Source organism: Citrobacter sp. B72, from assembly GCF_016894305.1.
Classification (GTDB): Bacteria; Pseudomonadota; Gammaproteobacteria; order Enterobacterales; family Enterobacteriaceae; genus Citrobacter; species Citrobacter portucalensis.
The window spans coordinates 29761-47896 of record NZ_CP069801.1; the positions used below are offsets into that span (position 1 = coordinate 29761).

Sequence of the window (18136 nt, forward strand, 5' to 3'; positions counted from 1 at the left end):
GTAGCACTATGAACGATAAAAACATCATTCAGATGCCTGACGGCTATTTGAATAAGACCCCTCTGTTCCAGTTTATTTTGTTATCCTGTTTATTCCCGTTATGGGGATGCGCAGCCGCATTAAATGATATTCTGATTACGCAATTCAAAAGCGTATTTTCACTCAGCAACTTTGCCTCGGCATTAGTTCAGAGTGCCTTTTATGGCGGTTATTTTTTAATTGCGATTCCAGCATCTCTGGTGATTAAAAAGACCAGTTATAAAGTCGCCATCTTAATGGGGCTGACCCTTTATATCGTTGGGTGTACGCTCTTTTTCCCGGCATCGCACATGGCCACCTACACCATGTTCCTTGCGGCGATTTTCGCGATTGCGATTGGTCTGAGCTTCCTGGAAACAGCAGCCAACACCTACAGCTCAATGATCGGCCCAAAAGCGTATGCCACTTTACGCCTGAACATCAGTCAGACTTTTTATCCTATTGGTGCGGCTGCTGGCATTCTGCTAGGTAAATATCTGGTCTTCTCTGAAGGCGAAAGCCTGGAAAAACAGATGGCCGGGATGAACGCTGAGCAGATCCATAACTTTAAAGTGTTGATGCTGGAAAATACCCTTGAGCCATACAAGTACATGATTATGGTACTGGTTGTGGTGATGGTGTTATTCCTGCTGACTCGCTTCCCGACCTGTAAAGTCGCGCAAACCACGAGTCATAAACGCCCGTCAGCGATGGATACACTGCGTTATCTGGCCAGCAATGCCCGTTTCCGTCGTGGAATTGTGGCGCAATTTCTTTATGTGGGGATGCAGGTCGCGGTGTGGTCATTCACCATCCGTCTGGCACTGGAATTAGGTGATATCAACGAGCGCGACGCCTCAACCTTCATGGTCTATAGCTTCGCCTGCTTCTTTATCGGCAAGTTTATCGCCAACATTTTGATGACGCGCTTCAATCCGGAAAAAGTGCTGATTCTCTATTCCATTATTGGTGCGCTGTTCCTCGTCTATGTTGCACTGGCGCCAAGCTTCAGCGCTGTGTATGTCGCAGTGCTGGTGAGTGTCCTGTTTGGACCCTGCTGGGCGACAATCTATGCTGGTACGCTTGATACCGTGGATAACGAGCATACCGAAATGGCAGGTGCTGTCATTGTCATGGCGATTGTCGGTGCGGCGGTGGTTCCTGCGATTCAGGGCTATGTGGCCGATATGTTCCATTCATTGCAACTCTCGTTCCTGGTCTCCATGCTGTGCTTCGTGTACGTCGGTATCTACTTCTGGCGTGAAAGCAAAGTGCGCAACAACCTGGCTGAAGCGACAGTTTCCTGAGGAGAGCGATCATGACAACACGTATAACGCTGTGGCGAGAACTCTTTGCAGAGCATCCGCGAATCTTACTGAAGAATAACGACTTCACGGTTACCGCATTTCGTTACGCCAGCGGAGTGGAAGGGCTGAAGGTAGAAAACAGTCGTGGACATCTGGTTATTCTGCCCTGGATGGGGCAGATGATCTGGGATGCTCAGTTTGATGGCCATGACCTGACCATGCGTAACATGTTCAGTCAGCCGAAACCGGCGGCGGAAGTGGTGGCGACCTACGGCTGTTTTGCCTTCCACTCAGGTCTGTTGGCAAATGGCTGCCCATCACCAGAGGATTCACATCCTTTGCACGGTGAAATGGCTTGTGCCGCGATGGATGAAGCCTGGCTGGAGCTGGAGGGTGAGAATTTGCGCGTGGCTGGACGCTATGAGTATGTGATGGGGTTCGGTCATCATTATCAGGCGCATCCTGCGGTGGTAATGCACAAAGCGAGCGCGCTGTTTGATATTCAGATGGCGGTTACCAACCTCGCCTCAGTGGCAATGCCGTTGCAGTACATGTGCCATATGAACTATGCCTACGTACCGGAAGCCACCTTCAGCCAGAATATTCCGGATGAGGCCATGAAGCTGCGTGAGTCGATACCCGCGCATGTTAAGCCGACTGAGCAGTGGCTGGCGTTTAATCAGCGGATTGTTCAGGGCGAGGCTTCTCTGGCGCGGCTCAATGAACCGCATTTTTACGATCCGGAAATTGTCTTCTTTGCTGACCAACTGGACAGGTACACAGATAAGCCGGAATTTAGCATGATCGCGCCTGATGGCACCACGTTCGTTACGCGTTTCTCCAGCACGGAGCTGAATTATGTGACGCGTTGGATCCTCTATAACGGCGATCAGCAGGTTGCGGCATTCGCCTTGCCTGCAACCTGTCGACCTGAAGGATTCCTGGCAGCACAACGCAATGGCACCTTGATTGAAATAGAACCGCAGCACACCCGGACATTTACAGTCACAACTGGCATAGCCTGATCGCTCAAGGCTTGAACACCAAAGCACTTATCGTTAAGGTAAGCGCTTTTGCTGGGTGGCGGCATTAATGCTTTATCCGGCCTACAACGGCACCCGCCCGTAGGCCTGATAAGCGTAGCGCCATCAGGCATGCCTTAGCGCCAGGATGAACCCATGATTACCGTTGCCCTTATTGACGACCACCTCATCGTCCGCTCCGGCTTTGCCCAACTGCTGGGGCTGGAACCTGATTTGCAGGTGGTCGCTGAGTTTGGCTCAGGCAGTGAGGCGCTGGCGGGATTACCGGGACGCGGCGTGCAGGTGTGTATCTGCGACATCTCGATGCCTGATATCTCCGGTCTTGAACTGTTAAGCCAGTTGCCAAAAGGAATGGCGATTATCATGCTCTCTGTCCACGACAGCCCGGCGCTGGTGGAGCAGGCGCTCAACGCGGGCGCGCGTGGTTTCCTTTCTAAACGCTGCAGCCCGGATGAGCTGATCGCGGCGGTGCATACCGTAGCGACCGGAGGCTGTTACCTGACGCCGGACATCGCCGTCAAACTGGCTGCCGGTCGTCAGGATCCGCTCACCAAACGCGAACGTCAGGTGGCGGAAAAACTGGCGCAAGGTATGGCGGTCAAAGAGATTGCCGCTGAACTGGGTCTGTCGCCGAAAACGGTGCACGTGCATCGCGCTAACCTGATGGAAAAGCTGGGCGTCAGCAACGACGTCGAACTGGCCCGCCGGATGTTTGACGGCTGGCAATGAACACGTTCTGTTCCCGGTTAATCACCGTTGTTGCCTGCTTCTTTATCTTCTCTGCCGCGTGGTTTTGCCTGTGGAGCATCAGCCTGCATCTGGTTGAGCGCCCGGAGCTAGCGGTACTGCTGTTTCCGTTTGGCCTGCGTCTGGGGTTGATGCTGCAATGTCCACGTGGCTACTGGCCGGTGCTGCTGGGCGCGGAATGGCTGCTTCTTTTCTGGCTGGCACAGGAAGTGGCGCTGGTCCATTTACCACTTTTGATGATCGGCAGCTTCCTCACGTTACTCCCGGTGATGTTGATTTCGCGATACCGCCATCAGCGCGACTGGCGCACGCTGCTGTTGCAGGGCGCGGCGCTCACGGCGGCGGCGCTGCTGCAATCGCTGCCCTGGCTTGGGCAAGGTGAAGAGGCGTGGAACGCGCTGTTGCTGACGCTCACCGGCGGATTAACGCTGGCGCCGATCTGCCTGGTGTTCTGGCACTATCTGACCAGCACGACCTGGCTGCCGCTGGGCCCGGCGGTGGTGTCGCAGCCGGTGAACTGGCGCGGGCGGCATCTGGTCTGGTACCTGCTGCTGTTTAGCGTCAGCCTGTGGCTACAGCTCGGTTTACCCGCCGAACTTTCGCGCTTCACGCCGTTTTGCCTCGCGTTGCCGATCATTGCGCTGGCCTGGCACTACGGCTGGCAAGGGGCACTGATTGCGACGCTGATGAACGCCATCGCGCTGATTGCCAGCCAGACCTGGCACGATCATCCCGTCGATCTGTTGCTCTCGCTGCTGGTGCAAAGTCTGACCGGGCTGCTGCTCGGTGCGGGTATTCAGCGTCTGCGCGAACTTAACCAGTCGCTGCAAAATGAATTAGCACGCAACCATCGTCTGGCGGAACGCCTGCTGGAAACCGAGGAGAGCGTGCGCCGGGATGTGGCGCGCGAACTGCACGATGATATCGGCCAGACCATCACCGCCATTCGCACTCAGGCGGGTATTGTCCAGCGCCTGGCGCCGGAAAACGCAGGAGTGAAGCGCAGCGGGGCGCACATCGAACAACTTTCTCTCGGCGTGTACGATTCGGTGCGTCGCCTGTTAGGCCGCCTGCGACCGCGCCAGCTGGACGATCTCACGCTGGAGCAGGCCATCCGCTCATTGATGCGCGAAATGGAGCTGGAAAGCCGTGGCATCGTCAGCCATCTCGACTGGCGAATTGACGAATCTGCACTTAGCGAAAGCCAGCGGGTGACGCTGTTTCGCGTCTGTCAGGAAGGGCTGAACAATATCGTTAAGCACGCCAACGCCAGCGCGGTGACGCTTCAGGGCTGGCAACAGGATGAACGGCTAATGCTGGTGATTGAGGACGACGGCAGCGGCCTGCCGCCTGGGTCGAATCAACAGGGATTTGGCCTCACTGGGATGCGTGAACGGATTAGCGCCCTCGGCGGATCGCTCTCGATTTCCTGTACGCACGGCACGCGGGTCAGCGTGTCGTTACCCCAGCGATATGTGTAAGGCGCGGTCATGTTTTCATTTTTAAAAGCTCCGGCCAGTGCGCCGCTCATTACTGATAAGCGTGAAGTGGATGCTCTCTACCGCTACTGGCGGCGGCATATCCTGACCACCATCTGGCTCGGCTACGCGCTGTTCTATTTCACACGCAAGAGCTTCAATGCCGCCGTACCGGATATCCTCATCAGCGGCGTGCTGACTCGCAGCGACATTGGGCTGCTGGCGACGCTGTTTTACATCACCTACGGCCTGTCGAAGTTTGTCTCCGGTATCGTCAGCGACCGTTCGAACGCCCGCTATTTTATGGGCATCGGACTGATTGCCACCGGCGTGGTAAACATTCTGTTTGGATTCTCCACCTCGCTATGGGCCTTTGCGGTGCTGTGGGCGCTGAACGCCTTTTTCCAGGGCTGGGGATCGCCGGTCTGCGCGCGTTTATTGACCGCGTGGTATTCGCGTACTGAACGCGGCGGCTGGTGGGCGCTGTGGAACACCGCGCACAACGTCGGCGGGGCGCTGATCCCTATCGTGATGGCGGCGACAGCGCTGCACTACGGCTGGCGCGCCGGGATGATGATCGCCGGGCTGCTGGCGATTGTGGTGGGGATTTTTCTCTGCTGGCGGCTGCGCGACAGGCCGCAGGCGATTGGTCTGCCGCCGATTGGCGACTGGCGGCATGATGAACTGGAAATTGCCCAACAGCAGGAAGGTGCTGGGCTGAGCCGCAAAGAGATCCTCACCCGCTATGTGCTGCTGAATCCTTATATCTGGCTGCTGTCACTGTGTTATGTGCTGGTGTACGTGGTCCGTGCCGCGATTAACGACTGGGGCAATCTGTACATGTCGGAGACGCTCGGCGTGGATCTGGTGACCGCCAATACCGCCGTGACCATGTTTGAGCTGGGCGGATTTGTTGGCGCGCTGGTGGCGGGTTGGGGTTCGGACAAGCTGTTTAACGGCAACCGCGGTCCAATGAACCTGATTTTCGCCGCCGGAATTTTGCTCTCCGTTGGCTCGCTGTGGCTAATGCCGTTCGCCAGCTATGTGATGCAGGCCGCGTGCTTCTTCACCACCGGATTCTTCGTCTTCGGCCCGCAGATGCTGATCGGCATGGCAGCGGCGGAGTGTTCGCACAAAGAGGCGGCGGGCGCGGCAACCGGATTTGTCGGGCTGTTTGCTTATCTGGGGGCATCGCTCTCCGGCTGGCCGCTGGCGAAGGTGATGGAGGTCTGGCACTGGACCGGATTCTTTGTGGTGATCGCTATTGCGGCGGGAATTTCCGCGCTGCTGCTGCTGCCGTTTTTAAATGCCCAGGCTCCGCGCGAACTCAACGAAGCGTGATGTACCTCACCTTTTTGTCCCGAGTGGAGCAAAACTAAGAAATTTTCCCGGTTTCACCTGGACGCTGTCTCAGGCGCGTCTTCCGGCTGATTTTTACAATGCCTGCCATTCGCAGGTATAAAAATTAGCTCGGGAGTGTCAAATGCTGGCCTTTCTAAACCAGGTGCGCAAGCCGACCCTGGATCTGCCGCTCGATGTGCGGCGCAAAATGTGGTTCAAACCGTTCATGCAGTCCTATCTGGTAGTCTTTATCGGCTACCTGACCATGTACCTGATCCGCAAAAACTTCAACATCGCGCAGAACGACATGATCTCCACCTACGGGCTGAGCATGACGCAGCTGGGGATGATTGGCCTGGGCTTCTCCATCACCTACGGCGTGGGTAAAACGCTGGTTTCCTACTACGCGGACGGCAAAAACACCAAGCAGTTCCTGCCGTTTATGCTGATCCTCTCCGCCATCTGTATGCTTGGCTTCAGCGCCAGCATGGGCGCGGGTTCAACCAGCCTGTTTTTGATGATCGCTTTCTACGCGCTGAGCGGTTTCTTCCAGAGTACTGGCGGCTCATGTAGCTATTCCACCATTACTAAATGGACGCCGCGTCGCAAACGGGGTTCTTACCTCGGCATGTGGAATATCTCCCACAACCTCGGCGGTGCGGGTGCGGCGGGCGTGGCGCTGTTTGGCGCTAACTATCTGTTCGACGGTCACGTCATCGGTATGTTTATCTTCCCGTCGATTATTGCTCTGATTGTCGGCTTTATCGGCCTGCGCTACGGCAGCGACTCCCCGGAATCTTATGGCCTCGGTAAAGCCGAAGAGCTGTTCGGTGAGGAGATCAGCGAAGAAGACAAAGAGACCGAAGAAAACGAGATGACCAAATGGCAGATCTTTGTTGAGTACGTGCTGAAAAACAAAGTGATCTGGCTGTTATGTTTCTCGAACATCTTCCTGTACGTAGTGCGTATCGGTATCGACCAGTGGTCCACAGTCTACGCCTTCCAGGAGCTGAAGCTTTCCAAAGAAGTGGCGATTCAGGGCTTTACCCTGTTCGAAGTGGGCGCGTTGGTCGGTACGCTGCTGTGGGGTTGGCTCTCTGACCTGGCGAACGGTCGTCGTGCGCTGGTGGCCTGTGTAGCGCTGGCGTTGATTATCGCCACCCTGGGCGTTTATCAGCACGCCAGCAACCAGTACGTTTATCTGGCTTCGCTGTTTGCGCTGGGCTTCCTGGTGTTTGGCCCGCAGCTGTTAATCGGCGTTGCGGCAGTCGGATTTGTGCCGAAAAAAGCGATCGGCGCAGCCGATGGGATTAAAGGCACTTTCGCTTATCTGATTGGTGACAGCTTCGCCAAGCTCGGTCTGGGGATGATTGCCGACGGCACGCCGATTTTCGGGCTGACCGGCTGGGCAGGCACCTTTGCTGCGCTGGATACCGCCGCCATTGGCTGTATCTGCCTGATGGCCATCGTGGCCGTGTTTGAAGAACGTAAAATTCGCCGCGAGAAAAAGATTCAACAATTGAAAGTTGCTTGAGTTAAGTGTGCATTGGTAACTTTTGCCCGCCTTAATGGCGGGCTTTTTTATACTCTAAACTGGCTGGTTTCATGTACCAGATTGCGCAGCCACTGATGAGCGGCATCGCGGTGCGTGCGTTCATGCCAGGCCATGCTTTTTGTAAAACCGGTTATGGGCAGCGGGGGCGGTAAAACGTGCATACGGGTGTCGTCATACGCCAGACGGGCAGGAACAACGGCAATCATATCGCTGATAGCGAGGATGTCCGGCAATACCAGGAAGCTGCTAACCGACAAACCAATCTGCCGTTGGCGTCCGACGCTTGCCAGTGCCTCATCGGTGACGCCCCAGAAACTTTCACCCTCATAAGAAACCAGCACATGCTCCAGCGCGCAGAAGCGATCGAGCGTCAGCGGTTGCCCCGCATCAGGATGCGCATGACGCATGAGACAAACGTACTCTTCATCATATAACGCCCGGCTATGCAGGTTGTCGGGCGTGGAATCCGGCGTCAGCAACGCCAGGTCGATTTTCCCCTGCTCAAACTGTGTGGTGAGCAGCACTGGCTCAACCGGGATCACTCGTACACGAATGCCCGGTGCGCGCACGCGAAGCGCGGCAATAAATGGCACGATAACCGCTTTGAGCGCGTAATCCGTAGCGGCGACGGTAAAGGTGAGCGCTGCGGTGAGCGGGTCAAATTGTGTCGGTTTAAGCAGGATATCGATATCGCTGAGGATTTGTTTGACCGGAGTGGCCAACTGTTGGGCACGCAGCGTCGGAACAATGCCATGCGGTGTGCGACTAAACAGCGGATCGTCAAAATAGTCGCGCAGGCGGTTGAGCATACCGCTTACCACAGGCTGGGTGAGCGACAGCCGCTGCGCCGCCCGGGTTACGCTGCGTTCATCCAGCAGGGCATCCAGCGTTTTTAACAGATTGAGATCGAGCGTTCTGATATCAGATTTCATGATGTCTGCCTGCGAGGTCGATAAGTCACATTATGACACGTTCAGTCGTCGACAGAGGTGAATTTGCCGCTATGATGGGCGTCCTGTCTGATAATGGATGTGCGCATGATTTGGATAATGCTGGCCACGCTGGTGGTTGTTTTTGTGGTGGGATTTCGGGTGCTAACGTCCGGGTCGCGGCGGGCAATTCGCCGTCTGAGCGAGCGGCTGAACATTGATGTCGTGCCGGTAGAATCGATGATCGATCAGATGGGAAAAGTACAGGGTGAGGCTTTTTTACAGTACCTCCACCGTCCTGATGAATCGCATCTACAAAATGCCGCCCAGGTGCTGTTGATCTGGCAAATCGTTATTGTCGACGGCAGTGAGCAGAACTTGTTGCAATGGCACCGCTGGCTGCAAAAAGCCCGGCTGGCTGCACCGATTACCGACGCGCAGGTGCGTCTGGCGCTCGGTTTTCTGCGCGAGATGGAGCCGGATATGCAGGAGCTTAATGCGTTCCAGATGCGCTATAACGCCTTTTTCCAGCCCGAGGATGGCGTGCACTGGCTGCACTGATATCAAAATTTATGATGACGACTATTTTGAATCGTCATTATCTTTATATCTTACGCGAAAGCATGATGTACCTCGTTAACTCACACGACGAGGTACATCATGAATCAAGCGACTCAACAACGTGCAATTATCTGGCCTGCAGCGTATCTGCCGGGGACGACTGATAACTTTGCTTCAAATGAAATTATCGTTGCCGGACTGAGCGCCCGTGCCGTCTGGGCACAGCTTAATGACACAACGCGCTGGCCGACGTATTACAGCAACGTAGCGGATATCCGTTTTCACGACGGTTCCGGTCCATTGTTAAGCATGGATGCCCGCTTTCGTTTTACGACTTTTGGTTTCCCCATCGAAGCGCAAATCACCGAGTATGTGCCGCCGGTTGACGGCCAGGCCGCGCGTGTTGCCTGGCATGGCTGGGCGGAAGGCGACGCCACTACACGTCTGGATGTGATCCACGCCTGGCTCTTTGAGGATTTACCCGGCGGGCGCGTACGTATTCTGACCCAGGAATCACAAATTGGCGTTCCGGCACAAGAACTGGCACTTACGCTGCCCAATCCGATGATCAACGGTCATCAGGAGTGGATAACCGGCCTGGCCCGGGCTGCGCGTGACGCTTAATTGAGCCAGAAAGGGCTCTCTGTCCTGGGCTGGATAAGGCGCAGCCGATCTCTGTTGAATAGTTGTCAAAACGTTAAATACGTCACAAATTTAATGTTACACTGCGTAACTTTTCTACAATAACCCCACGCAGGTAACAAAATGAGTGAAGCTGTTGAACAAAAATCCCGCGCTGAGGCAAATTCCCGACCTAACTGGTCGGCGGTATTTGCCGTGGCGTTCTGCGTTGCCTGCCTGATAACCGTTGAATTTCTCCCCGTTAGCCTGTTAACGCCGATGGCGCAGGATTTGGGGGTTTCTGAAGGCGTGGCCGGGCAATCGGTGACCGTGACGGCATTTGTCGCCATGTTCGCCAGCCTGTTTGTGACGCAAATTATTCAGGCGACCGATCGTCGCTATGTGGTGATCCTGTTTTCGGTGCTACTGACGCTTTCCTGTCTGCTGGTTTCCTTTGCCAATTCTTTTTCGCTGCTGCTCGTTGGCCGCGCCTGCCTCGGTCTGGCGCTTGGCGGCTTCTGGGCGATGTCGGCGTCGCTGACCATGCGTCTGGTTCCTGCACGTACGGTGCCGAAAGCGCTGTCGGTTATTTTTGGCGCGGTCTCCATCGCGCTGGTAATTGCCGCGCCGCTGGGGAGCTTTTTGGGCGGCATTATCGGCTGGCGCAACGTGTTTAATGCGGCGGCGGTAATGGGCGTGCTGTGCACGATTTGGGTGGTGAGAGCGTTGCCTTCGCTGCCTGGTGAACCTTCGCATCAGAAACAAAACATGTTCAGCCTGTTGCAGCGTCCAGGGGTGATGGCCGGGATGATTGCCATCTTCATGTCCTTTGCTGGTCAGTTCGCCTTCTTTACCTATATTCGCCCGATCTATATGAATCTGGCGGGCTTTGACGTTGATGGCCTGACGCTGGTGCTGCTGAGCTTCGGTATTGCCAGTTTTGTTGGTACGTCGTTCTCGTCGATGATTTTGAAGCGTTCGGTCAAACTGGCGTTAGCCGGTGCGCCACTGGTGCTGGCGTTCAGTGCGCTGGTCCTGATCCTATGGGGCAGCGACAAAGTGGTCGCGGCGGGTATTGCGATTATTTGGGGGCTGTTGTTTGCGCTGGTACCGGTCGGCTGGTCGACGTGGATCACCCGTTCGCTTGCCGATCAGGCAGAAAAAGCCGGATCCGTCCAGGTCGCCGTGATCCAGCTTGCCAATACCTGCGGGGCAGCGGTGGGAGGCTATGCGCTCGATACCCTCGGACTGCTGTCGCCCCTGATGCTTTCCGGCAGCCTGATGCTGCTGACGGCGCTTTTGGTGGCAGCGAAAGTTCGCATAAAAGGTATGCAATAATCTCGGTGTTGTTCGCCGGATAAGGCGTTCTCGCCGTATCCGGCACTTCACTACTCACTAATCAGAACCATGCTTCCCACATGGCACCAAGGTTAAAGTCGTCCAGCGTTTCATCCTGCGTGCCGTTGACCCGCGCGGTGCGATCGTTATCCACCTTGCCGCCGGTGACGTAGAAGCGCAGCATCGGGCGGAACTCCGGTCCCATGGCGATCGACATGTTCTGCGACAGCGTCAGTTTCCAGCCGTGGTTATCCCCGCCGTTGTCGTAATCTACGCGCTGATAGCCCGCTTCCAGCCAGGTGGAGTGAACGTCGTTCCAGAAGTACATTGGACGCACAATCGCGCCGTAGTTCTTACGGTTATCGCTCTTATCGGTGCTGTTGTCGTAATCATGGAACGCTAACAGGTATTCCACCTGCGCCTGGCGGGTAAACTTATGACTTCCCTCGAAGCTGGCGTAAACCGTAGTCAGGTCGTCGGTTTTGTTATAGACGCTGTTGTCGGAGTTATCAGAATAACGGGCAATCACTTTATTCACGCCGCTGTCGTTGGTGTGGCTCAGCACGAATGCGCCCTGCCAGGCTTTCAGGCGGTCATCGCTCTCGACGGCTTTGGAGTCAAAACCGTAGTTGGCGTAGATCTCCAGATCCAGCGGGCCCACTTTCATATTGTGAATTTTTGACGTCACAGCGTAGTTGCCTTTATCGCCGGTACCGGAACCGCCGGTACAGGTAATACGCGATGGGTTGGCTTCGTCTTCCATCACTTCCGGGCTGCACGATTCAACTGCGGCAACGGTGGCGACATCAAACTGTACGCCGCCGATGTCGAAGTTCTTCACCCCGGCGCCCTGGCCGTCGTGGTTCATCCAGAAGTAGTCGTTGATACCCTGTTGCGGACGCTGGTGGAAGTCGCGGCCTGCCCAGATATAGGCGTTGGGATTGGATTCCAGTACGTTAGTGACACCCGCGTAGGCTTTTTTCAGGTTAACTTCGTCGCCCCAGTGGTCGATCATCACGTTGATGTCCCAGATGGCGCCGTTATCGCTTTTGAACGCTTTTGATAGCTGGAACTCGCCGCCGTTGCCTTCGTTACCCAGGCGACCGATAGCGGAAGCACCGTTGTAGGAGCCATCAACGCCAACGTATTTCTGATCGCCGCTCTGGAAATGCGCGCCGTAACGCGCATAGCCGCTGAATTTCACACCGAACGGAATAGCCATATCCGGCGATTGCGCTGCGCTTTGCGGCTCGTTAATGACATCGGTTTTTTTCGCCACGGCGGCGTCCATTTTTGCCTGACGCTCAGCCAGCGCTTTATCGACGGCTTTGGCAACGATGGCATCGATTTGTTCTTGTGTGAATTCCTGTGCGAGGACAGAAATTGGGCACAGCGCGGCGACGACCGCCAGCGTGACTGGAAGTTTTTTTATCATGTTCATGGTTATCTCATCGACACTTTACCCTTCAGTTTGCGCAGAGCATTCTGAATAAGCGTGTGCATTAATTTATTTTAAGATAATAACCATCCCGTCTCGGTTTAATTTGCTATCACCAAAACAAGTTGATTTGTCTATTTAATAATGGGTACAGGGCTGCTTTATTTAATCGTAATGCTTTCTCCGTTGTTGAATGTTTAATTAACGATTAACGCTGATACAGATGAATAATTTCTTCTGACAGTTCGCGGGCTAATAACGACGTCATTAAGTGATCCTGCGCATGCACCATAATTAATGTCATTGGTTGCCGGGCTTCCCCGGCGTCCTGTTCGATCAATTTGGTTTGCATGTGATGAGCCTGACGGGCGTAACCGTCAGCCTCACGAAGCAGGCTTTTTGCCTCGTCAATATTGCCGGCGCGCGCGGCATGCAGCGCTTCAAAGCACAGACTGCGGGATTGTCCGGCATTGACGATGATTTCCATTACTGCTTCTTCTAATGCAATCATGTTGTTCTCTTCCTAATCGAATCCGTTATTTTCGGCGGTCTGGGCAAACCATTCGCCGCTTTTTTTCACCGTACGTTTTTGCGTTGCTAAATCTAACTGAACAAAACCGTAGCGGTTTTTATAGCCGTTAAGCCATGACCAGTTATCAATAAAGGTCCACATATGGTAGCCAAGACAATTACAGCCTTCGCTAATTCCTTTATGTAGCCATTTAAGATGCTCAGAAACAAATTCAATACGGTAGCTGTCGTTGATTTGCTCTTGCTGAATAAAACGCTGCTCATTCTCGACACCCATACCGTTTTCAGAAATAAAACAGCGCGGGTTGCCATAATTATCACGCAGATTGGTAATAATATCGTAAATACCCGGCTCATAAATTTCCCAGCCACGGTAGGGGTTCATTTTCCGCCCCGGCATTTCGTAATAATCAAACAGCCACTCCGGCATAAACGGTGCATCCGGGTTGACGGCGCTATCACGACATTTCACGCGACGCGGCTGATAGTAGTTGATGCCGAGCAGGTCGATTTTGCCCTCGGCGATTAACTGGCTGTCGCCTGGCTGACATGTTGGTAATTGATCATACTCCTTCAGCAGCTCAACCAGATCCGCCGGATATTCACCCTTCAGCACCGGGTCGAGGAAGCTGCGGTTAAACAGCAGATCCGCATAGTGTGCGGCTTTTACATCCGCCGGATTTTGTGAGCGCGGGTAGGAAGGCGTTAAATTCAGCACCACGCCGATTTCACCATCATGATTTGCGGAACGATATGCCCGAACCGCCGTCGAATGCGCCAGTACGGTGTGATACGCCACGGTGGCTGCACGTTTGAAATCCACCACATTAGGGTAATGGAAGTCATACAGATAGCCGCCTTCAACCGGGACAATTGGCTCGTTAAAGGTAAACCAGTGCTTAACCCGGTTGCCGAACAATGTAAAACACGTTTGTGCATAGCGGCCAAACGCCTCGACCACTTCACGGTTTTCCCAGCCACCTTTCTCCTGCATCACCATCGGCATGTCGAAATGGAACAGGGTGATAAATGGCGTAATGCCTTGTGCCAGCAGCTCGTCGATGACGTTGTTATAGAACTCGACGGCTTCAGGATTAACCTCGCCGGTACCGTCCGGAATCAGGCGCGACCAGCTCAGAGACGTACGGAAGCTGTTGTGCTTCAGCTGTTTGAGCAGTGCGATGTCCTGTTTCCAGTGCTGATAAAAGGTCGAGGTAGTTGCCGGGCCAACTCCCTGATGGAAACGACCTGGCTGACGGTCGAACCACACGTCCCACGTGGTCTGGCTTTTGCCGCCGTTCAGGCTATCCCCTTCGGTTTGCAGCGCTGAGCAGGCACTGCCCCACCAGAAGTTTTCAGGAAAACGGTATCTCATTGTTCTGACTCCTTGATTCATTATGAGTTGCTACGGGCAGCGTTCGCCACGGAGACGGCATCCTGTGCTTTTTGCTCTTCGGTTTTCAGCAAAGAACGTTCGTAAGCACGCAGGAATGGAAGGTACATCAGCGCTGACATCGCCATACAGATAAAGCACATCACCACCGGACTTAATGCCCAGTTTGCGGCCCAGGAAGCACCGATTGGCGCAGGCGTAGTCCACGGCGTCAATGAAACAACCTGTGCCAGCCAGCCGAGTTTGGTGGCGCTATAGGCCAGCACGGCGTTAACCAGCGGGACGCAGACAAACGGGATGAACAACATCGGGTTCATGATGATTGGCGCACCAAACAGAATAGGCTCATTGATATTAAAGAAACTAGGCACAATTCCCATTTTGCCGATAGTACGCAGATGGGCGACGCGACTGCGCAGCAGCAGGAATGCCAGCGGTAAAGTTGAACCGACGCCGCCAATCAGCAGGTAGTGATCCCAGAAACCTTGCAGATAGACATGGGGCAGCGCAGCACCCGCTGCCAGAGCGGCCTGGTTAGCAGACAGGTTCGCCATCCAGAATGGGTTCATGATGCCGGTTACGATCAATGAGCCGTGAATGCCGGCAAACCAGAAAATCTGGCACAACAGCACAGAAAGCAGAATAGCGGGCAGTGAGTCAGAAGCGGAAACCAGCGGCTCCAGCAGGTGCATAATCGCCTGCGGGATGATCATCCCGGTTTGTGCTTCGATAAACAGGTTCAGCGGATGCAGGGTCGCAATCACCACCAGTACCGGAATGAGGATCTCGAATGAACGCGCGACGCCGGTCGGGACTTCCTTCGGCAGGCGGATTGTCACGTTATTCTGCTTCAGCCATGCATATATACGGGTGGAGTAAATGGCGGTGATGAGGGCGGTAAAGATACCCTGACCGGAAAGATACTGCGTCGAGATTTTACCGTCGGCATAGGGTGCAGCAACCAGTAAAAACGCCATAAAGGCCAGCAGGCCAGACATCACCGGATCGAGGTTAAACTGACGGCCCAGGCTGGCACCAATGCCCACGGAGATAAAGAACGTCATAACACCCATGCTGAGGTTAAACGGCAGCATCAGCTGTTCACGATAAGTTGCCGAGAAATCGAGCCAGCCCCGGGCAAAGCTGTTGGTGGTATCGGCAGAGAACGGTGGAAAAATAAACACCAGCATGAAGGAGCCGATGATCATAAACGGCAGCGCCGCCGTAAAACCATCACGAATTGCAATCACATACTTCTGCTGCCCTAACTTGCCAGCGAGCGGGGTGATGGATTGTTCAATGACGGCAACCATTGACTGATATAACGAACTCATAATGACACCTTTCTAGTGTGTCGCTTCAATCAGCGACAGAGCATAATCCAGCACTTTGTCACCGCGTTGCATACCGTAATCCATCATATCTATGGCTTTTACGGGTATACCCTGGGTGGCAGCCTTTTCGGAGAGCGTATTAAGCATGTACTTTACCTGGGGGCCGAGTAGCACCACCTGGTAATTTGGAAACTGAATGTCAAATTCGGAAACGCCGTAGGCCTCAATCTTCGCAGGCAATCCGCGAGACTCTGCCTCTTCAACCATTTTGCGAACCAGTAAGCTGGTGGACATCCCTGCCGAACAACACAACATAATCCTGAACATAGTGAACCATCCTTTAAATGTAAAAACTTATTGCGAGTCTGATTTGATATCATACGGAAACCGGTTTCCATTCATGGAAAACAGAACTGTGACGGCCATCAAGATCTTATTCTTATAAGGCTAATTATTTGGATTTAGCTCACGAAATTAGCTGTTAAGATCTCTTTTTGAGTCCAAATGGAAAATCGGTTTCCATGAAAAACGGAAACAGCTATACTGCGGATGGCGATTATTTGAGCCAATGTTAAATTCAGGATGGAAAGGGCCAGGCGGGTCCTGTCAGGGGAGAATGATGTCTACTATCAACGATGTATCGCGTTTGGCTGGCGTGTCAAAAGCCACGGTGTCACGCGTGTTGAGCGGATCGCGTGGCGTAAAAGAGGCCAGCCGCCTCGCCGTATTGAAAGCGGTGGATGAACTCAATTATCGTCCGAACGTGATTGCGCAGTCGCTACTCAGCCAGTCTACGGGCTGTATCGGCGTGATATGCGCACAGGACAACATTAATCAGACCACGGGTTATCTCTACGCGCTGGAAAAGCATCTTAGCCAGCATCAAAAGCACCTGCTGCTGCGTTTTGCCAATACCAAAGCGGAAGTCATGAGCGCTCTTGATGAATTAAGCTGCGGCTTGTGCGATGACGTCCTGATTATTGGCGCGCGTTTTCCGCTGAACATCAATCAGGAGAATGTCATTCTGGTGGATTGTCTGGATTCCGGCGATGACGTCAACAGCATCCAGTTCGATCATGAGTTCGCTACCGAAACCGCCTGTAACTACCTGATAAGTCAGAACCGACGCCAGATTGCTTTAATTCATCCGGACGGGATGGGTTTCTCCGATCAGGTGCTGTTGGGCTATAAACACGCGCTGGAAAAAAACTTCCTGCCGTTTAACCGTAACCTGGTATTTATGGCTGCAACGTCATCGTCAGTGGCCTTGCAGGAGCTGCTGAACAACGCGTCAACGCTGAATTTTAACGCGCTGCTGGTGGCGGATGAACAGCAGGCACAGCGGGTGATCCCGCAGTTGCAGGCGTTTAATAAATCAGTACCGCAAGACATTATGGTCTTTAGCCTGGCCGGTTCGCTGCATCTGCCGGGAATCCCTACGATCCCGGCGATTGAATATTCCATGGACGCCATGGCGGCGCGGATCGTCAGTTGGCTCAACGAGAAAACCCAGAGCGTGCTGGGGTCGTACGTGCTGCGCGGCGACTTAATTATTCCTCAGCGTTAACGCTTTCCCTCTGGCGTGGGGCTATTTCGCTTCACGCCTATAAATCCGGGCATTCAACTTTGCCAAGCGCTTCCCAGTAGTTGTTTTGATTGTTTCTTTGAATTGCCAGAATGGCTTCGCGGATGTGCTGCTGATTACGCGTATCAGCCATAATCGTTTTTTCCCACACCTCATCAGATGGCGACCCTTGCGGGGTACAAATCTTACGCAAATCCTTCATAACAGTATTCTTTTCGTGTACAGCCTGCAGACTGCCATAAGCCGAGTCGGCTTGCGCCAGACCGGGTAGCGTGAAAAGGACGGCAATAATCGGAAAAATGACTCGTTTCATGATAATAATCCTTGTTGTCTATGCGCATCATCTCAAGAGTAAGTGTAGACGGCATACGACTCACTCATCACCCTGTGTTAATGTCTAAAAATAAATCAGCCAGAAGTTGTAGTTATTTCAGGAGGATAGGATGCAAATACAGATTACAGATACGATTACCGAAGACGATCAAAATGCCCTGCTTGCCGGATTGCGCGCTTACAACCGGCAGTTTCTCAGAACCACCAATTTTGGCGACCTGGCGGTGTACTGGCGCGATGAGCGCAATGACATTCTGGGTGGGCTGATCGGCAAAATCAAAGGCGAATGGCTGTGCATTGATTTTCTGTGGATGCATGACTCGCTGCGTAAAGGTGGTTACGGCACAAAATTGATGCAGGCCGCAGAACAGACGGCGCGTGAGAGAGGATGCCTGCATGCGCTGGTGGATACCATGAGTTTCCAGGCGCTGCCGTTTTATCAGAAAAACGGCTATCAGTTGCAAATGACCCTCGATAACTTCCCGGAAACCGGTTCCGCGCGCCATTATTTGTCGAAAACGTTTTGATGACCGGAAGGTCTGGATGCCGCCTCACTTTCTTGCGCAGCATAATAGTGTATGTTC

The 18136-nt window shown here is 53.9% G+C and carries 18 protein-coding genes; 11 read left to right on the top strand and 7 right to left on the bottom strand.

Going from position 1 to position 18136, the window contains the following annotated elements:
• Positions 1-8: 8 nt before the first annotated feature.
• The 6 genes from fucP (at position 9) to uhpT (ending at position 7468) form a co-directional block, all read left to right on the top strand.
• The gene (fucP, locus tag JQN59_RS00150) at positions 9-1325 is read left to right on the top strand and encodes an L-fucose:H+ symporter permease (protein WP_003827126.1); all 1317 of its coding nucleotides are present in this window, start codon (positions 9-11) and stop codon (positions 1323-1325) included.
• Between the two features lie 11 nt (positions 1326-1336).
• On the top strand, positions 1337-2350 hold the full coding sequence (locus JQN59_RS00155) for an aldose 1-epimerase family protein (RefSeq protein WP_048215247.1): 1014 nt from the start codon (positions 1337-1339) through the stop codon (positions 2348-2350).
• A 153-nt stretch (positions 2351-2503) separates the two neighbouring features.
• Positions 2504-3097: a transcriptional regulator UhpA gene (gene uhpA, locus JQN59_RS00160; RefSeq protein ID WP_003023923.1), complete on the top strand. Its 594-nt coding sequence runs from the start codon at positions 2504-2506 to the stop codon at positions 3095-3097.
• The gene (uhpB, locus tag JQN59_RS00165; RefSeq protein WP_048215248.1) at positions 3094-4596 is read left to right on the top strand and encodes a signal transduction histidine-protein kinase/phosphatase UhpB; all 1503 of its coding nucleotides are present in this window, start codon (positions 3094-3096) and stop codon (positions 4594-4596) included. The genes uhpA and uhpB overlap by 4 nt, the downstream gene beginning before the upstream one ends.
• A 9-nt stretch (positions 4597-4605) precedes the next feature.
• On the top strand, positions 4606-5934 hold the full coding sequence (locus JQN59_RS00170) for an MFS transporter (RefSeq protein ID WP_048227352.1): 1329 nt from the start codon (positions 4606-4608) through the stop codon (positions 5932-5934).
• Positions 5935-6076: 142 nt separating this feature from the next.
• Positions 6077-7468, top strand: coding sequence for a hexose-6-phosphate:phosphate antiporter (uhpT, locus tag JQN59_RS00175; protein ID WP_003023929.1), 1392 nt, complete (start codon positions 6077-6079; stop codon positions 7466-7468).
• Between the two features lie 47 nt (positions 7469-7515).
• Here uhpT and JQN59_RS00180 read toward each other — a convergent pair whose 3' ends face one another.
• Positions 7516-8421 carry a LysR family transcriptional regulator gene (locus JQN59_RS00180; protein WP_149607915.1) on the bottom strand — a complete coding sequence of 302 codons (906 nt, stop codon included), beginning with the start codon at positions 8419-8421 and terminating at the stop codon, positions 7516-7518.
• A gap of 105 nt (positions 8422-8526) precedes the next feature.
• Between JQN59_RS00180 and JQN59_RS00185 the strand changes: the two genes are divergently transcribed.
• The 3 genes from JQN59_RS00185 to nepI all read left to right on the top strand — a co-directional run bounded on the left by JQN59_RS00185 (position 8527) and on the right by nepI (position 10938).
• Positions 8527-8979 carry a DUF1198 family protein gene (locus JQN59_RS00185; RefSeq protein WP_003827141.1) on the top strand — a complete coding sequence of 151 codons (453 nt, stop codon included), beginning with the start codon at positions 8527-8529 and terminating at the stop codon, positions 8977-8979.
• 99 nt (positions 8980-9078) lie between these two features.
• Positions 9079-9603 (top strand): SRPBCC domain-containing protein, encoded by a 525-nt coding sequence (locus tag JQN59_RS00190; RefSeq protein WP_071444550.1) that lies wholly within the window; start codon positions 9079-9081, stop codon positions 9601-9603.
• A 141-nt stretch (positions 9604-9744) separates the two neighbouring features.
• Positions 9745-10938 carry a purine ribonucleoside efflux pump NepI gene (gene nepI, locus JQN59_RS00195; RefSeq protein WP_149607914.1) on the top strand — a complete coding sequence of 398 codons (1194 nt, stop codon included), beginning with the start codon at positions 9745-9747 and terminating at the stop codon, positions 10936-10938.
• Between the two features lie 61 nt (positions 10939-10999).
• Here the strand turns inward: nepI and JQN59_RS00200 are convergent, their stop codons facing one another.
• The 5 genes from JQN59_RS00200 to JQN59_RS00220 all read right to left on the bottom strand — a co-directional run bounded on the left by JQN59_RS00200 (position 11000) and on the right by JQN59_RS00220 (position 15961).
• Positions 11000-12379 (bottom strand): carbohydrate porin, encoded by a 1380-nt coding sequence (locus JQN59_RS00200; protein ID WP_008786515.1) that lies wholly within the window; start codon positions 12377-12379, stop codon positions 11000-11002.
• A 205-nt stretch (positions 12380-12584) separates the two neighbouring features.
• Positions 12585-12887 carry a PTS lactose/cellobiose transporter subunit IIA gene (locus JQN59_RS00205; RefSeq protein ID WP_008786514.1) on the bottom strand — a complete coding sequence of 101 codons (303 nt, stop codon included), beginning with the start codon at positions 12885-12887 and terminating at the stop codon, positions 12585-12587.
• A gap of 12 nt (positions 12888-12899) precedes the next feature.
• Positions 12900-14282, bottom strand: coding sequence for a glycoside hydrolase family 1 protein (locus JQN59_RS00210; protein WP_149607913.1), 1383 nt, complete (start codon positions 14280-14282; stop codon positions 12900-12902).
• 20 nt (positions 14283-14302) lie between these two features.
• Positions 14303-15634, bottom strand: a complete 1332-nt coding sequence (locus JQN59_RS00215; RefSeq protein ID WP_008786512.1) for a PTS cellobiose transporter subunit IIC — start codon at positions 15632-15634, stop codon at positions 14303-14305.
• A gap of 12 nt (positions 15635-15646) precedes the next feature.
• A complete protein-coding gene (locus JQN59_RS00220; protein ID WP_149607912.1) occupies positions 15647-15961 on the bottom strand; it encodes a PTS sugar transporter subunit IIB in 315 nt (104 codons plus the stop codon).
• A gap of 292 nt (positions 15962-16253) precedes the next feature.
• On the opposite strand from JQN59_RS00220, the gene JQN59_RS00225 reads away from it, so the two are divergent.
• Positions 16254-17201, top strand: a complete 948-nt coding sequence (locus tag JQN59_RS00225) for a LacI family DNA-binding transcriptional regulator (RefSeq protein WP_032941556.1) — start codon at positions 16254-16256, stop codon at positions 17199-17201.
• A gap of 37 nt (positions 17202-17238) precedes the next feature.
• Here JQN59_RS00225 and JQN59_RS00230 read toward each other — a convergent pair whose 3' ends face one another.
• Positions 17239-17532 (bottom strand): YicS family protein, encoded by a 294-nt coding sequence (locus tag JQN59_RS00230; RefSeq protein WP_003827149.1) that lies wholly within the window; start codon positions 17530-17532, stop codon positions 17239-17241.
• Between the two features lie 130 nt (positions 17533-17662).
• On the opposite strand from JQN59_RS00230, the gene JQN59_RS00235 reads away from it, so the two are divergent.
• Positions 17663-18079: a GNAT family N-acetyltransferase gene (locus tag JQN59_RS00235; protein ID WP_003827152.1), complete on the top strand. Its 417-nt coding sequence runs from the start codon at positions 17663-17665 to the stop codon at positions 18077-18079.
• Positions 18080-18136 lie beyond the last annotated feature (57 nt).

What these genes read in the sequence shown, in the direction of transcription:
- fucP (WP_003827126.1), top strand. Translation starts at nt 9, where the DNA reads ATGAACGATAAAAACATCATTCAGATGCCTGACGGCTATTTGAATAAG.
- JQN59_RS00155 (WP_048215247.1), top strand. Translation starts at nt 1,337, where the DNA reads ATGACAACACGTATAACGCTGTGGCGAGAACTCTTTGCAGAGCATCCG.
- uhpA (WP_003023923.1), top strand. Translation starts at nt 2,504, where the DNA reads ATGATTACCGTTGCCCTTATTGACGACCACCTCATCGTCCGCTCCGGC.
- uhpB (WP_048215248.1), top strand. Translation starts at nt 3,094, where the DNA reads ATGAACACGTTCTGTTCCCGGTTAATCACCGTTGTTGCCTGCTTCTTT.
- JQN59_RS00170 (WP_048227352.1), top strand. Translation starts at nt 4,606, where the DNA reads ATGTTTTCATTTTTAAAAGCTCCGGCCAGTGCGCCGCTCATTACTGAT.
- uhpT (WP_003023929.1), top strand. Translation starts at nt 6,077, where the DNA reads ATGCTGGCCTTTCTAAACCAGGTGCGCAAGCCGACCCTGGATCTGCCG.
- JQN59_RS00180 (WP_149607915.1), bottom strand. Translation starts at nt 8,421, where the DNA reads ATGAAATCTGATATCAGAACGCTCGATCTCAATCTGTTAAAAACGCTG.
- JQN59_RS00185 (WP_003827141.1), top strand. Translation starts at nt 8,527, where the DNA reads ATGATTTGGATAATGCTGGCCACGCTGGTGGTTGTTTTTGTGGTGGGA.
- JQN59_RS00190 (WP_071444550.1), top strand. Translation starts at nt 9,079, where the DNA reads ATGAATCAAGCGACTCAACAACGTGCAATTATCTGGCCTGCAGCGTAT.
- nepI (WP_149607914.1), top strand. Translation starts at nt 9,745, where the DNA reads ATGAGTGAAGCTGTTGAACAAAAATCCCGCGCTGAGGCAAATTCCCGA.
- JQN59_RS00200 (WP_008786515.1), bottom strand. Translation starts at nt 12,379, where the DNA reads ATGAACATGATAAAAAAACTTCCAGTCACGCTGGCGGTCGTCGCCGCG.
- JQN59_RS00205 (WP_008786514.1), bottom strand. Translation starts at nt 12,887, where the DNA reads ATGATTGCATTAGAAGAAGCAGTAATGGAAATCATCGTCAATGCCGGA.
- JQN59_RS00210 (WP_149607913.1), bottom strand. Translation starts at nt 14,282, where the DNA reads ATGAGATACCGTTTTCCTGAAAACTTCTGGTGGGGCAGTGCCTGCTCA.
- JQN59_RS00215 (WP_008786512.1), bottom strand. Translation starts at nt 15,634, where the DNA reads ATGAGTTCGTTATATCAGTCAATGGTTGCCGTCATTGAACAATCCATC.
- JQN59_RS00220 (WP_149607912.1), bottom strand. Translation starts at nt 15,961, where the DNA reads ATGTTCAGGATTATGTTGTGTTGTTCGGCAGGGATGTCCACCAGCTTA.
- JQN59_RS00225 (WP_032941556.1), top strand. Translation starts at nt 16,254, where the DNA reads ATGTCTACTATCAACGATGTATCGCGTTTGGCTGGCGTGTCAAAAGCC.
- JQN59_RS00230 (WP_003827149.1), bottom strand. Translation starts at nt 17,532, where the DNA reads ATGAAACGAGTCATTTTTCCGATTATTGCCGTCCTTTTCACGCTACCC.
- JQN59_RS00235 (WP_003827152.1), top strand. Translation starts at nt 17,663, where the DNA reads ATGCAAATACAGATTACAGATACGATTACCGAAGACGATCAAAATGCC.